The organism is Pedobacter chitinilyticus (genome assembly GCF_003313385.1).
GTDB classification, from domain to species: domain Bacteria; phylum Bacteroidota; class Bacteroidia; order Sphingobacteriales; family Sphingobacteriaceae; genus Pedobacter; species Pedobacter chitinilyticus.
Genome location: NZ_QMHN01000002.1, coordinates 424,060 through 438,638, shown reverse-complemented (window position 1 = coordinate 438,638; position 14,579 = coordinate 424,060). Strand labels below are relative to the sequence as shown.

Annotated in this window: 14 protein-coding genes; 8 read left to right on the top strand and 6 right to left on the bottom strand. The window is 38.1% G+C overall.

Translation table 11 applies throughout. The features are described from left to right. Positions 1-495, top strand: a complete 495-nt coding sequence (locus tag DUT70_RS08715; protein WP_113646941.1) for a cytidine deaminase — start codon at positions 1-3, stop codon at positions 493-495. On the opposite strand, the gene DUT70_RS08710 is transcribed toward DUT70_RS08715, so the two are convergent. Next, positions 488-1,282, bottom strand: coding sequence for a glycerophosphodiester phosphodiesterase (locus DUT70_RS08710; protein ID WP_162926596.1), 795 nt, complete (start codon positions 1,280-1,282; stop codon positions 488-490). The genes DUT70_RS08715 and DUT70_RS08710 overlap by 8 nt on opposite strands. A 430-nt stretch (positions 1,283-1,712) precedes the next feature. Between DUT70_RS08710 and DUT70_RS08705 the strand changes: the two genes are divergently transcribed. Both DUT70_RS08705 and DUT70_RS08700 read left to right on the top strand, forming a co-directional pair. Next, on the top strand, positions 1,713-3,350 hold the full coding sequence (locus DUT70_RS08705; protein ID WP_113646939.1) for an amidohydrolase: 1,638 nt from the start codon (positions 1,713-1,715) through the stop codon (positions 3,348-3,350). Then, a complete protein-coding gene (locus DUT70_RS08700; protein ID WP_113646938.1) occupies positions 3,337-5,154 on the top strand; it encodes a serine hydrolase domain-containing protein in 1,818 nt (605 codons plus the stop codon). Before DUT70_RS08705 ends, DUT70_RS08700 begins: the two co-directional genes overlap by 14 nt. 197 nt (positions 5,155-5,351) lie before the next feature. On the opposite strand, the gene DUT70_RS08695 is transcribed toward DUT70_RS08700, so the two are convergent. Then, positions 5,352-5,936 (bottom strand): non-canonical purine NTP diphosphatase, encoded by a 585-nt coding sequence (locus DUT70_RS08695; protein ID WP_113646937.1) that lies wholly within the window; start codon positions 5,934-5,936, stop codon positions 5,352-5,354. Next, the gene (locus DUT70_RS08690) at positions 5,933-6,511 is read right to left on the bottom strand and encodes a hypothetical protein (RefSeq protein ID WP_113646936.1); all 579 of its coding nucleotides are present in this window, start codon (positions 6,509-6,511) and stop codon (positions 5,933-5,935) included. Before DUT70_RS08690 ends, DUT70_RS08695 begins: the two co-directional genes overlap by 4 nt. 92 nt (positions 6,512-6,603) lie before the next feature. Between DUT70_RS08690 and DUT70_RS08685 the strand changes: the two genes are divergently transcribed. The 4 genes from DUT70_RS08685 (at position 6,604) to DUT70_RS08670 (ending at position 10,066) form a co-directional block, all read left to right on the top strand. After that, positions 6,604-7,194 carry a hypothetical protein gene (locus DUT70_RS08685; RefSeq protein WP_113646935.1) on the top strand — a complete coding sequence of 197 codons (591 nt, stop codon included), beginning with the start codon at positions 6,604-6,606 and terminating at the stop codon, positions 7,192-7,194. A gap of 69 nt (positions 7,195-7,263) precedes the next feature. Beyond that, on the top strand, positions 7,264-8,637 hold the full coding sequence (locus DUT70_RS08680) for a peptidylprolyl isomerase (RefSeq protein ID WP_113646934.1): 1,374 nt from the start codon (positions 7,264-7,266) through the stop codon (positions 8,635-8,637). Between the two features lie 3 nt (positions 8,638-8,640). After that, on the top strand, positions 8,641-9,603 hold the full coding sequence (locus tag DUT70_RS08675) for an AAA family ATPase (protein WP_113646933.1): 963 nt from the start codon (positions 8,641-8,643) through the stop codon (positions 9,601-9,603). Between the two features lie 79 nt (positions 9,604-9,682). After that, on the top strand, positions 9,683-10,066 hold the full coding sequence (locus DUT70_RS08670; RefSeq protein ID WP_113646932.1) for a Fur family transcriptional regulator: 384 nt from the start codon (positions 9,683-9,685) through the stop codon (positions 10,064-10,066). 32 nt (positions 10,067-10,098) lie between these two features. Here the strand turns inward: DUT70_RS08670 and DUT70_RS08665 are convergent, their stop codons facing one another. From DUT70_RS08665 to DUT70_RS08655, 3 genes are all read right to left on the bottom strand, one after another. After that, positions 10,099-11,112, bottom strand: a complete 1,014-nt coding sequence (locus DUT70_RS08665) for a zinc-binding alcohol dehydrogenase family protein (protein WP_113646931.1) — start codon at positions 11,110-11,112, stop codon at positions 10,099-10,101. Positions 11,113-11,426: 314 nt separating this feature from the next. Continuing rightward, positions 11,427-12,509, bottom strand: a complete 1,083-nt coding sequence (locus tag DUT70_RS08660) for a putative type IX sorting system protein PorV2 (RefSeq protein ID WP_113646930.1) — start codon at positions 12,507-12,509, stop codon at positions 11,427-11,429. Positions 12,510-12,511: 2 nt separating this feature from the next. Beyond that, positions 12,512-13,183, bottom strand: coding sequence for an ACP phosphodiesterase (locus DUT70_RS08655; RefSeq protein ID WP_113646929.1), 672 nt, complete (start codon positions 13,181-13,183; stop codon positions 12,512-12,514). Positions 13,184-13,290: 107 nt separating this feature from the next. On the opposite strand from DUT70_RS08655, the gene tyrS reads away from it, so the two are divergent. Further along, positions 13,291-14,574 carry a tyrosine--tRNA ligase gene (gene tyrS / locus DUT70_RS08650; RefSeq protein ID WP_113647216.1) on the top strand — a complete coding sequence of 428 codons (1,284 nt, stop codon included), beginning with the start codon at positions 13,291-13,293 and terminating at the stop codon, positions 14,572-14,574. The last annotated feature ends 5 nt before the right edge of the window (positions 14,575-14,579 follow it).

Genomic DNA, 14,579 nt, shown 5'->3' with positions numbered 1-14,579 from the left:
ATGAATGTACATAATTTCAATATTAGCTACCAAACCTACGAACATATCAATGAGCTTTCTGTGGAGGACAAACTTTTGTGTATGAGGGCAGAAGACGCATTAAAAACATCATATTCGCCTTATTCTAAGTTTAAAGTTGGCACTGCAATACAATTGGCCGATGGAGAAATTGTTTTAGGAAGCAACCAAGAAAATGTGGCTTATCCTTCAGGTTTATGTGCCGAAAGGGTCGCATTTTTTGCTATTGGTTCTTCAAAACCAAACGCAGTAGTGAAAGCTATGGCCATTACCGCATTTACTGAAAGTTTTGATATTAAAAATCCAGTGACTTCATGTGGGGCTTGTTTGCAAGTAATGGCAGAGTTTGAGCAAAAACAGAAATCGCCAATTACCGTAATTTTCTATTGTTTAAATGGACAGATTATGAAGGTAGAAGGAATTAGAAGTTTATTACCTTTTGTGTTTGTAGAGGATAGATTGGCAGGAATTACCTAACATTTAAAGCCTGCTTTGCATAAATGTTATCGGTTTGGATAAAATCAGGGCTCATGGCGAAAGCAATCCTAAGTTCGTCTCTGTAATAAGGAGTCCACAATTGTACTTTTAAGCCTGCCTTTCTTGCTGCGGCAACCGTTTCTTTCGTGACCGTAGGATCCATGTAATTACAGCTTAATCCATCATAACCTAACCTAAGGGCATTATTTATTTTTTGTGGCATAGGTTCATACCTCATAAAGCAAGTGGTAATTCCCTTAGTAGCATTGTTTGATTTTAGGCGAGTGCAAAATAGCTGACTGTCTACTTCTACCAAGGTCCTATCAATAAACCTATAATTTTGGAATACTTGTGCTAAGCTTGTCGCCAGTTGGGTTAAATAGCCATTTCTGTCTCCGTATAAACTGAAAGTGTTTGCACTAAATGATATTTTAATATCTAATGAAAGATACAAGCCTATACCCGTATTGTTATTCCAATCCACAATTTCCGAAAGCCTATAAATACGATCTGTTTTATTTTTGTGGCAAATTCTGACTTTTTCAATGTCCACATCTCTCATCTCTGGAATAATCCCTTGAGAAGAACTATTGCAAACAAAACCACTCAAATCACTATTGTGCCAAACCCAAGGCGTACCATCAAGGCTCATTTGTATGTCCAGTTCCACACCATCTAATCTGCCAGCAGCATTTTGCACTGCAGGAAGAGTGTTCTCTATCAAAAAGTCGTTATAGTTGTTGTTACCGCTACCTTTGTGACCCATAAAATTAGTAGCTGTTTCCATTGGTGAAGGCCTACCGCAGGAATTAAAAAATAGCAGAAATCCCAAGGAGCAACAGGCAAGTAAAAAGACATGTTTGTTGAGGATGGGCATTATATAAATAGGAATATTGACGAATGCGGCAAAGTTATGTAATTTAAAAACAAGTTTTTACACTTAGCATGTTAAGTTTTTCATAGGTAGATAGAGAGTGCTAACGATTTGTAAGTAGACAAAGGGTTCATGCATAAGTAGACGAAAATGTCTGGAGGTTGATGCTGTTTTTATTTCTAAAAATATGCCGCAATCAAAAAATACATTTAAAGCATTTAAAGCAGGTTTTTGGAATTTTTGCTAGTTGTTAATGAGGTCTTTTTTCCCCGATGGTTGGAAAAAATGGGGCTGCTTAACTTAAACTTTTCTATCTTTAAAATCAAAACCAAAATTATCTTGCATGAGAAAAATCATCGCTGTAATATTTGTGGCCATCGCATTATTTTTGATGTCCTGCAATAGCCAGGAGGCTGACCTGGTCGTTTATAACGCCCGTATCTATACCATAAGTGAAGGATTTGAAGTCGTAGAGGCCATGGCGATTAAAGATGGTAAGATTCTAGCCTTAGGGAAATCGGAAGAAATTAAAGCCCAATACCCTTCTAAAGAAATATTAGATGGCCAAGGAAAAGCTATTTATCCAGGTTTTATAGATGCTCATGCACACTTTTTTGGTTACGCTCAAAGCTTAAACAACGCCAATTTAACGGAAGCTAAATCATGGGAAGAGGTATTGTCCAGGTTGCAGGAATTTGCAAGAACTCATTCTGATGGTTGGCTAACTGGTAGAGGCTGGGATCAAAATGACTGGCCTGGAAAACAGTTTCCTACTAAAGATAAATTAGATGAGCTTTTCCCTGATCGACCTGTTTTGCTTACCCGAATTGATGGTCATGCCGCCATTGCCAATCAAAAAGCGCTTGAAGCAGCTGGCATTACAAAAGCTTATGAACTTACGGGCGGAGAGATCATTGAAAAAGATGGCAAACTTACAGGTGTACTCATTGACAATGCTGTTGATTTGGTGAACAGTAAGATTCCTGCGCTGACTGATGCGCAAATGAAAACCTTGCTTTTGCAAGCACAGGAAAATTGCTTTGCGGTAGGTTTAACCACTATTGATGATTGTGGTTTGGACTATGAAGCGGTAGAAGGCATAGAGCGATTGCAAAAAAACAACGATTTAAAAATGCGTTTCTATGTGATGCTTTCTGATAATGAAAAAAATTATGATTATCTCATCAAACGAGGAGCCATTAAAACAGATCGATTAAATGTAAGGTCATTTAAAGTATATGGAGATGGTGCCTTGGGCTCTAGAGGTGCCTGTCTGTTACATCCTTATAGCGATATGCCCAATAAAAAGGGATTTTTGTTGAGTGATTTAGCGCATTTCGAAAAAGTAGCAAAGAAGATCAACGAGCATAATTTCCAAATGTGTACACATGCCATCGGCGATTCTGCAAATCGGGCCATTCTTAAAATATATAATCAAGTTTTAGGTCCTAATAATGATAAACGTTGGCGCATAGAGCATGCGCAAGTGGTAGCTCCAGAGGATTTTGAACTTTTCGGAAAGGCGAAGATCGTGCCATCGGTACAGCCTACTCACGCTACTTCTGATATGTATTGGGCGCAAGATCGATTGGGGAAAGATAGAATAAAAGGTGCTTATGCCTACAAACAATTGTTGCAACAAAATGGTTGGCTTCCTTTAGGGACTGATTTTCCTGTGGAGCAAATTAACCCGATGCTTACTTTTTATGCGGCAACAGTAAGGAAAGATGCTGCGGGTTGGCCAGCTACAGGATTTCAAGTAGAAAATGCCTTAACCCCTGAAGAAACACTGCGAGGAATGACCATTTGGGCGGCCAAATCAAACTTTGAAGAGAAAGAAAAAGGTAGCTTGGAAGTTGGTAAATTCGCCGACTTTGTGCTGATGGAAAACGACCTATTGAAAGCGAATGCAAAACAAATTTTAGAAAATAAAGTAATTAGAACATACATTAACGGAGAAAAAGTTTATGAGAAAAAATAATCTGATGGGCGTGATTGCCATTTGTTTAACTGCTGTTGTTTCCTTTACTGCCTGCGCCCAAGATCATAAACAAAACCAAAATCGTTTAAACAAAATGAACGATGTAGTGAAGCATACGGTATTGCTTAATAACTATCAAAATTTCATTCCAGTGATAGGGTTGGCCGAGAAGAAAATAGCATCTATTGGCTTGGGATATGCCTATCAAATCGGCTTTGATAGCCTTTTAAATAAGTATGCCCCAGTGAGTAGTTTAAGTGCTGCCAAATACGCAGATTCCACCACTTTAAATGATTTGGAAGATGATCTGAAGTTCTACAATACCATTATTGTGGCGTTAAATAGTGATATGGCCAAGAATGCAAAGTATATCAGTTTTATTGGCAATTTGGCCAAAAGCAAAGAAGTAGTAGTGGCTCTGTTTGGTAATGGAAATGCTTTAAGTTCTTTTGATCAGTTGAATGCGCCCTTGGTTTGGAGTTCAGAGGATAATGAAGAAGCTGCTTTGGTCGTGCCGCAATTTATATTTGGTGGTATTGGAGCTACTCAAATGTTGGATAAAACTTATTCTGCTAAATACGTACAGGGAACGGGCTATCTTACCCAAGCTACTCGTTTGAAATATACGGTACCCGAAGATGCAGGGGTAAACAGTAATGATTTAAGAGAAATTGATGACATTGTAAACGAAGGAATTGCTAAGAAAGCCTCTCCAGGCATGGTGGTACTAGTTGCAAAAGATGGAAAGGTGATTTACAATAAAGCTTTCGGTTATCACACTTATGATAACCAAATTGCCGATAAAGTGACGGATATTTTTGATTTGGCGTCGGTAACCAAAACAACTGCAACCACGCCAAGTGTAATGCGTTTGGTAGAACAAAATAAGCTAAAATTAGATACCAACGTAGGCTATTATATTGCAAAGGCCCGCAACACGCCCATGAATGGAATTAATGTGAGAGAGGTGATGCTGCATCAAGCAGGATTTATCCCTTACATCCCGTTTCATAACTTTGTGAAGGAAGGCGATTACAGTAGAGATTCTTCAGCGGCTTATCCAACCAAAGTAGCCGATAACTACTATATCAAAAAGGGTTTCTTTAACGATTTCATGTGGCCAAAAATGCTGAACTCTCCAATTAAAACCAGAGGGAGTTATGTATATAGCGATATCAGTATGTACGTGATGCAGGATATTGTAGAGCATATTTCAGAAATACCAGAAGATCAATATGTACAACAAAATTTTTATGTCCCATTGGGGATGCAAACTGCAGGATACTTGCCAAGAAATAGATTTCCAAAGGACCGAATTGTGCCCACAGAAGATGATAAAGTGTTTAGAAAAACCTTGCTAGAAGGTTATGTACATGACCAAGGTGCGGCCTTAAAAGGGGGAGTAGCTGGTCATGCAGGTTTATTTGGTACCGCTAATGATTTAGCTATTTACAATCAAATGTTGTTAAACAAAGGAACTTATGGCGGAGAACAATATTTTACACCACAAACGGTAGAAATGTTTACCAGCAAGCAATCTGATGTGAGCAGAAGAGGCCTAGGTTTTGACAGATGGGATCCAGATTTGAGTAAAAAATATCCTTCTGAATTGGCTTCGCCACAAACTTTTGGACATACTGGTTACACTGGAATTGGCGTTTGGACAGACCCATCTCGCAACATGGTTTACGTTATTTTAACTAATCGTGTGCACCCTACCGTAAGTGAAATGTTAGGGAAGTTAAATATCCGTCCACGCATACAAGATGTGATTAACCGAGCAATAGATAAAAGTAAAAAGTAATTTTATCGCTTAAAAATTAAGCCCCTCAATCTCCAGATTGCGGGGCTTTTTGTTATTATCTTAGCAAATGGACTTACTTGTAGCATCTTAGCAGGTAGACTTACGAAGTTTCGAAAACTTCGTAAGTCTTTAAATGCAACTCTCCAATCAATACCATAAATGATGAATAAACGACGAAGTGGTGATATTTCAAGAATTTAGCTATTATCGTTTCTTAGAAAATCTATCAGCTTTTGCATGGCCAAAGCTCTGTGGCTTATTTTGTTCTTTTCAGACATTTCCATTTCTGCAAAAGTAATATCGTATCCATCGGGTTGGAAAATAGGATCGTAGCCAAACCCTTTGGAACCCGTCGGTTCAGTTCTAATGGTGCCTTCAATCACTCCTTCAAATAAGTGGTTTTCACCATTTTTAAGTAGAGAAATGACCGTTTTAAACCTCGCTTTTCGGTCGCTTTTTCCCTCTAAATTTTTCAATAACAACTGCAAATTGGTATTGTCATCCTTTATGCCACTATATCTTGCAGAGAAAATTCCAGGTTCATTGTTTAAAGCTTCTACTTCCAATCCACTGTCATCCGCAAAACAATCTAGATGATAATTTTGGTACACATAGGTACTTTTCAAAGTAGCATTTTCGGCAAAAGTGTCTCCTGTTTCTGGAATATCTACCAAGCAATTGATGTCTTTTAAATTGAGTACTTGGTATTCAGGTGCTAGGATATTAGCAACTTCGTCTGTTTTATGAGTGTTGTTGGTTGCAAAAACCAATTTTTTGATCATACTTTCAAGTTTTTTAATGTTCCCCAAAGTGTTTTCTTTGATGCTACATCTGCGTCCAATGCATGCAGGTTATGGGTGAAAATCATATTGGTGTTTTGGAGGACATGTAATTGATGCAATAGCTGTTGTCCGAGGCCTAATTCATTTGATGATACCCCAAAAGAAAGGAGAAACTTACAAGAGAAAAATGCACTTAAATGTTCAAATTTGGCACTAGTATAGGCCGAGTAATTGAGCAATGCAAAGTCAGCATTTTTAAGATTCATGGCAAGTACCAGTTTTCTCAGCAATTCTCTTCCTTGTTCTGTGCTTACTGGGTTTTCAGTGTCGTTTACGAGGATCAGAATCTTCTTCTCGTTTTTGCCCAAATATTTGAAATCGAAAACCTGACCGTAACTTGGCGCTGGTTCTTCCAGTTTGGGCACTTCAACAATCGCTTGCTCCACTGCTGCAGTCTGTTTTGGGGGTTCTACAGGCTGATTTTCCATCGTTGTCATGTCTCCAGCCAAGTAAACATCTTCGGTAAAAAATAAACGTAAAGCTTCTGCGTTAGTAATAAGTTGGCTGCTATTCATTTTTATGGAAAAATTTCTGTTAAAATTAGTTAAATATCTTATTATAGCACCTTAAATTGTTACTTTTATCCAATAATTAAAACGCATCTTTTGTGAAAAAAGCCTGTTTAGCTCTAATTTTTACTGTTGCTGGAAACCTTTTATACGCCCAAAATGTGGCATCAATTAATGGAAATCCAATTAACAGCAAGGAATTTTTATGGGTTTACAAGAAAAATCATGCTGGTGAACATCAACTAGATTATAAAGATTTGGCAGCTTATTTGGAGTTGTATGTGAACTTTAAATTGAAGGTTGCAGAAGCTAAGGCATTGGGTTTAGATGCTGACGAAGCTTATAAGCAAGAAATTGCTGGCTACGAGGAAGCTTTGAAATCCCAAAATAAAGTTCCTGTAAGTTCACCAGAGTATGCTTACATCATGAATGAATATAGGGAAGGCGTGCTGATGTTCAATGTTTGCGAGCAGAAAATATGGTCGAAAGCACAAGATGATGAAGAACAGATTAAAACTTATTTTGCTACTAATGCCAAAAAGTATGAAGGCAAACAATTTAGCGAGGTGAGAGGGCAGGTGATAGGTGATTACCAACAACAGCTGGAAAATGATTGGATTAGCAGCTTAAGGTCCAAATATAAAATTAAGGTGAACCAATCTGAGCTTAAAAAATTGGCGAAGCAATAATGGCTTTGTTAAGAGACTACGCTCAATAATTTTAACTTTGTAAATTATACAACAGAATTTAACATACTAATGAAGAGATTTTTATCAATAGCAGGCCTTTTGATGTGCTTGTTTTTGAATGTTAAGGCGCAAAATACAAATCCTAATTTGGATAAGGTGGTAGCGGTAGTAGGTAGTAATATCATCTTGCTTTCCGACCTTAATCAACAATATGCGATTTATTTAAATCAGGGGAACCCTGCAGATCCAAGGGCTAAATGCTATTTCTTACAGCAAATGCTCATCCAGAAACTTTTGAAACAACAGGCTGAAATTGACTCTATCGTTGTGGAAGAGAGCCAAGTTGACGATGAATTGGATAGAAAAATGCGTTATCAGGTTCAACGTATGGGTGGGCAAGAACGTTTAGAGCAATTCTTGCAAAAATCTTTATTGCAATATAAAGATGAGATGAGAACAGATGTAAAAGAAGGTTTGATTGCTCAAAAAATGCAAGCAAAAATTACCGAAAATACGAGTGTAACGCCTTTAGAAGTAAAAAAATATTTTGATAGCTACCCTAAAGATAGTTTACCTGATATTGGTGCTGAGGTAGAAGTAGGTGAAATTGTATTGCAACCTAAATTGACTAAAGCTGAAAAGCAAAAATATTATGATAAACTGGAAGCACTCCGTTTACGTGTAAAAAGTGGTGAAGATTTTGGTTTCTTGGCCAAATCATATTCAGAAGACCCAGGTTCGGCATCAGAAGGTGGTGACTATGGATTTATTGATAGGCAAACCATGGTGAAGGAATTTACCGCTTGGGCTTTTAAACTTAAAGCAGGGGAGATGTCGCCTGTTTTTGAAACAGAATATGGTTATCATATTGTACAGGTAATAGAACGTAGGGGTGAGCAAGCGCATGTGAGGCATATTTTGATCCGTCCGCAAAGCACACCACAAAGTCTAGAGCGTACTAAATTGAAAGCAGATAGTATTTACCAAGATATTATCGGTAAAAAATTACCGTTTGCTGCTGCTGCATCTCTTTATTCAGATAATAAAGAAACACAATACAATGGTGGTATGATGCTTTATGCAGATAACCAAACTGCTAGAACAACTTTTCTTCCTATCGAAAAATTAGATCCGGCAGTGTTCGTAGTGATTGATACCATGAAAGTCGGAAGTGTTTCACAACCCGTAAAATTTAGTGATCCACAAAGTGGTAAAGAAGGTTATAAAATCTTTTTCCTAAAATCTAAAATACCGCCGCATAAAGCTAGTTTGGAGCAGGATTATCCTAAATTTAAAGAACAGGCCGAAGGAGAGAAGAAAAGTAAGAAAATTAGTGAATGGTTTGAAAAAAGAAGGGAAACTACTTATATTAAAGTTGATGATGAGTTTGCCACTTGTGACGAGCTGAAAATTTGGTTGAAGAAAGATAAAGACAGTAAATAGCGAATGCAGTTTAAAAACGAGGTAGAAGCTGTTGATGCCCTGCATCAATCGTTCAAGAATATACAAGCCGAAATAGGTAAAGTTGTAATTGGACAAGACGAAATTGTAAAATCAGTGCTCATTGCTATTTTTAGCAATGGGCATTGTTTGTTAGTAGGTGTGCCAGGATTGGCCAAAACACTTTTGGTGCAAACCGTTGCTAATGTATTAGACCTTGATTTTAACCGTATTCAGTTTACGCCAGATTTGATGCCTAGCGATATTATCGGGGCAGAAATTTTGGGAGAGGATAGACACTTTAAATTTATTAAAGGCCCAATTTTCTCGAATATTATTTTGGCGGATGAGATTAACCGTACGCCACCTAAAACGCAGGCCGCATTGTTAGAAGCAATGCAGGAAAAGGCTGTAACCGCTGCGGGAGTTACCCATAGTCTACCTCAGCCATTTTTTGTATTGGCTACTCAAAATCCAATTGAACAGGAGGGAACTTATCCATTACCAGAAGCGCAGTTGGACCGTTTCATGTTCAATATTTCGTTAGATTATCCAGCATTTGCTGATGAATTAATGATTGTAAAAAATACCACAAGTAATCGAACGGTTGATTTGCAAAAAATCATTAATGCCAGCGAAATTCAATATTTCCAAAAATTGATCAGAAATATTCCAGTAACAGATAATGTGTTGGAATATGCAGTGAAGCTGGTTGCAAAAACACGTCCTAATAGCGAGTTCGCTACGGCTGAAATCAATAACTTTATTTCGTGGGGTGCTGGACCAAGGGCATCGCAGTTCTTGGTTTTAGGTGCTAAATGCCACGCAGCCATCTCTGGAAAGTATGCTCCTGATATTGAAGATGTACAGGCAGTAGCTGAGGCCATTTTACGCCATAGAATTGTACGTAATTATAGAGCAGAGGCAGAAGGCTTAACTACTGAGCAAATCATTAAGAACTTATTTTAGAATCCCTACTGGGTGTCAAATTGGTCTATCAATAAGTTGATGGCCAATATTTCGTATATTTGTATCAGCTTTTTATAAAATGAAGATTACAAGGAATACTATAGCGAAAACAGAAATCAAAAAGCTCATCAGCAATTCAGAAGTGGCTTTGTCGCATGCCGAAATTCAGCATGAACTAAATGATTTGTGTGACCGCGTAACCATTTACAGGGTATTAGATCGATTGGTTGATGAGGGCTCTGTTCATAGGATTGTGAATGTAGATGGGGTGATTAAATATGCTGAGTGCCACGATTGTGAAACCCAGCATCATCATAATCACCTGCATTTTAGCTGTGAAAAGTGCAAATCTGTTACCTGCCTGGAGGATGTCATTCCTTCGTTCAAATTGCCGAATAAATATCAGGTAAAGGAAGTAAATTTCACGCTTTCTGGTTTGTGCCCTAAGTGTTCGGAACTTTAAATTTTCTTAACTTCAAATAAGTAGGTTGCTGCCTAGTACTTAATCGCCAATTTTCCAATGGTCGTTCCCGACTCTAACTGCTGATGTGCTTGCTTTAGGCTTTCCGCAGAAAGTCCTTGGAAGGTTTGCGTAAGCGTATTCACAAGGATACCTTCGTCTAATAAATCAGCCACTTTATTTAATATTTGGTGTTGTTCAATCATATCTTCCGTTTGAAAGGTCGATCGTGTATACATGAATTCCCAAGAAAAACTAGCGCTTTTCGTTTTTAGTTTATTTAATGCTACTGGAGTTGCACTACCGGTAATAGAAGCGATGTGGCCTTGTGGTTTAATTAATTCGGCCATAACGTCCCAATAGCTATTGGTGTCTACAAAGTCTACAATGAAGTCTACAAATTGAAATCCTGCATTTCTCACTTCCTCCAAAAGGTTTTTATGGTTGACTACTACATCGGCGCCCATTTGTTTGCACCATTCGATGGTTTCTGGTCTTGATGCGGTGGCGATGACTTTAAGATTGGTAATTTTTTTAGCTAATTGGATGGCAATGGAGCCTACACCACCAGCACCGCCGATAATGAGCAAGGTTTTGCCTTTGTCTTTTTCAGCACTGATCCTAATTCTATCAAATAAGATTTCCCAAGCGGTAAGTGCTGTAAGTGGTATGGCTGCAGCAGCCTGATCGCTTAAACTTTTAGGTTTTTTGCCGACAATGCGCTCGTCAACTACTTGAAATTCGGCATTGCAACCTGGTTTGGTAATATCACCCGCGTAATATACTTCATCGCCAACTTTAAATAGGGTAACGTTTTCACCGACTGCTTTTACCACACCAGTGGCATCCCAGCCAATAATTTTTGGTTGTTCTAATATGGTATCTTTTGCCGCATTTTGTCTGATTTTAAAATCGACAGGGTTAACGGCAATTGCTTTTATTTTAATAAGTAATTCATGTCCTACAGGACTAGGTTTTTCAGTTTCAAACTCAATAAAACTATTGGGATCTGATATGGGAAGGGAAGTTTTAAATCCTACTGCTTTCATAATGATTAAAGGTTTTATACAAATTTAGAAGACAAGGATGTTTCTGTTGTCATTGGAAAGTTGTTTTATTTTAGGACGAAGGGCAAGTTTAGTTTTTCCGTGCTTTGCGACTTCTTAAAATCTTTGCGGTTTATCTTTAACGCAAAGAATATGAAGAGTTTCGTAAAGAGCGCAAAGATTTGCTTACAGGTTTTTGTGGTATAAACCCGATTGAACGGATTAGCCCGAAGGCGAAGTGTAACGAAGCCAAGGCTATGAGTGAAAGCGGGACTTGCTTAAATACTAGCTGAACAATTGCTTTTCAAAAAATGAAATTATTTTTTCTCGAAATCTAGTCTAATGGAAAACACGTTGCTGTAAAGTGCATCGGAACTGTTGCCCACATTGGTTAAGGCGTAATCTAAAGAGAAATTCTTGATTTTGATGCCGACACCCATATTAGGTTGATAGGTGTAGATTTGTTTCCCAGTAAAATCGGTTGATTTTTGAATGTTGCCTAACCCGCCACGAAGGAAGATTGTTTTTTTGAAATCGACAGAAAGACCAATTGTTGGATCAGCGCTTACCGGATCGGCACTCACCAAAACATTTCTTTTGCCATCGGTAGTTAAATTTACATTGGTTTCGGCCATAATGTTGAATTTTTCACTCAATGGAGTGGCATACGCAACGCCTAATACGATACGAGGATTAGTGGTTTCAGTAGAGCTTTTAGGGATATCATTTCCTGTGGTAGCATATACCGTAGAAAGCTTATCAGCATTGTAGCTCCAGGAATTAAACGTAGAGGTAATATCTTTTCCTACCGCCGCAAAAATCCATTTCCCCTTTTTGTATTGTACGCCAGCATCTAACCCAAAACCCCATGATTTACCATATTCGCCTACCAAACGGTGGATCACTTTTACATTGGCACCATAGCTTAGCCCATCTTCGTTGCCAATACCTTTTTTTCCTTTTTTTCTGGCATAAGAAAAGATAAAAGCATAATCGGCAGCAGAAAATTTCTTGACCCTATCGTAATTGATATTGCCATCGGCATCAATGAGTTCAGAGGTATCTGGAATATCATCGACTCCAAAACGTAAAATTGAAGCACCAATGACTGCAGTATTGTCTTGCACTGAGGTAGCGAATGAGCCGTAGTCGTATTTGGCAATGCCTGCAAAGTATTCGGAGTGCATAAAGCTTGCTTGGCGTGGTGTTTCCATACGGGCAAGGCCAGCGGGATTCCAATAACCAGCGGTAACATCATTTACGCTAGCCACTACCGATCCTGATAAGCCAAAGGCTGTGGAGCCTACGCCAATGTTCAAAAATTCATTGCTGTATTTTCTTTGAGCATTGACTGAAATGGTAAAAAAAGCTAAAATGATGAGTAGCTGATATTTGCGCATGGTTATGTTAACCGATTTTCAATTTCCTCAAATATAATCATAAAATCTACTTCCAATTGGTTTTTGTAAAATTCCAATACAGTGGTGAGTTGTTGGGTAGTTTTTTCGGTGAAAGGCCGTTCCCATAAGCGCATGCAGATACGTTGTAGGGCATAGCTGATATTCTCCAGTTTTTGATAGCTTAACAGGTATCTACTGGATTTAAAGCTGTTGAAAAACTTGAAGAAAAGTTGGATGTCGTCAATGTTGCTTTTGTTGAGAAAATCTGTCAAATCCTTATTCTCTACCGCTTCTAAGTGGTCATAAAATGAGTTGATCGCTACTTTTTTATGTTCGACCAGTAAATGGTCCAAAAGCAATTCTACTCCGATGTGTGCTAAAAAAGATGGTCGTACTGGAGTGTCATTTAGTATTGGGATCAGCAGTTGTTTAAGTTGTTGCGTTTTGGTATTGAAAAAATCTGATGAATGAAATAGGAGATCCACCTGCAGATGTCTTTTCCAACCTTCTAACAAAGTATCTAAGCCATCTTTTTCAAATAACTCGGGGTGTTTCTCCGGATGAACATTCCAACTCTTGTTGGCATTTTTTAGAAGATCGGGCAAAATACTGCCTAAAACGATGTTGGCGTTTGGCGTATTTCTGTCGAAGTAAAAATGCGAAAGAAAGTTCATTTCGTAAATATAGCCTAAAAGCCTAAAAGCCTCAAATCATTAGCTAATTGGCTAATTAGTTAATCAGCTAATTGTTATCTTTGTGCCCTAAAATCGTTAAAAAGATGATAAATTTTGTAGAAGAATTACGTTGGAGAGGCATGTTGCACGACATTATGCCCGACACTGAGCAGAAACTGAATGAAGGCATGTGTGCTGGTTATATTGGTTTTGACCCAACGGCTGATTCTTTGCATGTGGGACATTTGACCCAAATCATGACCTTGATCCATTTCCAAAGAGCGGGACATAAACCTGTTGCTTTGGTTGGTGGTGCAACAGGCATGGTAGGTGATCCTTCTGGAAAATCGGATGAACGTAACCTACAAACAGAAGAAATGGTTGCCCATAATTTGGACGGGATGAAAAAGCAACTAGCGAAATTTTTAAAGTTTGAAGATGAGGGAAATGGTGCGGTAATGGTTAACAATGCCGACTGGTTCAAGAATTTCAATTTTCTAGATTTCATCCGAGAAGTTGGTAAGCATATTACCGTAAACTACATGATGGCGAAGGATAGTGTGAAAAAGCGTTTAGAGGGAGATAACGGAATGTCATTTACCGAGTTCAGCTATCAATTAGTGCAAGGTTACGATTTTTATTATTTGTGGAAACACCACAATTGCGTTTTGCAGATGGGTGGTTCAGATCAGTGGGGGAATATTGTTACAGGTACTGAGTTAATCAGAAGAAAAGATCAAGGAACTGCTTATGCATTAACTACCCAGTTGATTAAAAAAGCTGATGGAACTAAATTTGGTAAAACTGAAAGTGGTGCTATTTGGTTAGATCCAGTAAAAACTTCACCATATAAATACTACCAGTTTTGGCTAAATTCATCAGATAGTGATGTAAAGGCTTGGATAAGAATTTTTACTTTAAAAGGTAAAGAAGAGATTGAGGCTTTGGAACAACAGCACGATGAGGCACCGCACTTACGTATTTTGCAAAAAGCATTGGCGGAGGATATTACTGTTAGAACTCACTCGGCTGAGGCTTTGGAAACTGCCATTAAAACTTCGGAATTTTTGTTTGGAAATGGTTCATTAGAGTTTTTAAAAGGATTGTCTTCTGCGGAGGTATTAGATATTTTTGAGGGCATTCCTCAGTTTAACATTGCAAAAGCTGATTTGGCCGATGGTATGGACACCCCATCTTTATTGGCTGAAAAAACCACTGTTTTCCCTTCTAAAGGAGAAGTGAAGAAAACCGTACAAGGCGGCGGTTTAAGCATTAATAAAAATAAAGTAGCCGATTTGAATACTACTTTTTCAAATTTGGATTTAATTAATGATGAGTTTTTGGTAGTGCAAAAAGGAAAGAAAAGCTACTTTTTGATTATTGCCAAGTAATCGCC

Bases quoted from the DNA above. Each gene is read 5' to 3' on its own strand.
- DUT70_RS08715 (WP_113646941.1), top strand. From the start codon at position 1: ATGAATGTACATAATTTCAATATTAGCTACCAAACCTACGAACATATC.
- DUT70_RS08675 (WP_113646933.1), top strand. From the start codon at position 8,641: ATGCAGTTTAAAAACGAGGTAGAAGCTGTTGATGCCCTGCATCAATCG.
- DUT70_RS08655 (WP_113646929.1), bottom strand. From the start codon at position 13,183: ATGAACTTTCTTTCGCATTTTTACTTCGACAGAAATACGCCAAACGCC.
- DUT70_RS08710 (WP_162926596.1), bottom strand. From the start codon at position 1,282: ATGGAAACAGCTACTAATTTTATGGGTCACAAAGGTAGCGGTAACAAC.
- DUT70_RS08695 (WP_113646937.1), bottom strand. From the start codon at position 5,936: ATGATCAAAAAATTGGTTTTTGCAACCAACAACACTCATAAAACAGAC.
- DUT70_RS08660 (WP_113646930.1), bottom strand. From the start codon at position 12,509: ATGCGCAAATATCAGCTACTCATCATTTTAGCTTTTTTTACCATTTCA.
- DUT70_RS08680 (WP_113646934.1), top strand. From the start codon at position 7,264: ATGAAGAGATTTTTATCAATAGCAGGCCTTTTGATGTGCTTGTTTTTG.
- DUT70_RS08690 (WP_113646936.1), bottom strand. From the start codon at position 6,511: ATGAATAGCAGCCAACTTATTACTAACGCAGAAGCTTTACGTTTATTT.
- DUT70_RS08670 (WP_113646932.1), top strand. From the start codon at position 9,683: ATGAAGATTACAAGGAATACTATAGCGAAAACAGAAATCAAAAAGCTC.
- DUT70_RS08705 (WP_113646939.1), top strand. From the start codon at position 1,713: ATGAGAAAAATCATCGCTGTAATATTTGTGGCCATCGCATTATTTTTG.
- DUT70_RS08700 (WP_113646938.1), top strand. From the start codon at position 3,337: ATGAGAAAAAATAATCTGATGGGCGTGATTGCCATTTGTTTAACTGCT.
- DUT70_RS08665 (WP_113646931.1), bottom strand. From the start codon at position 11,112: ATGAAAGCAGTAGGATTTAAAACTTCCCTTCCCATATCAGATCCCAAT.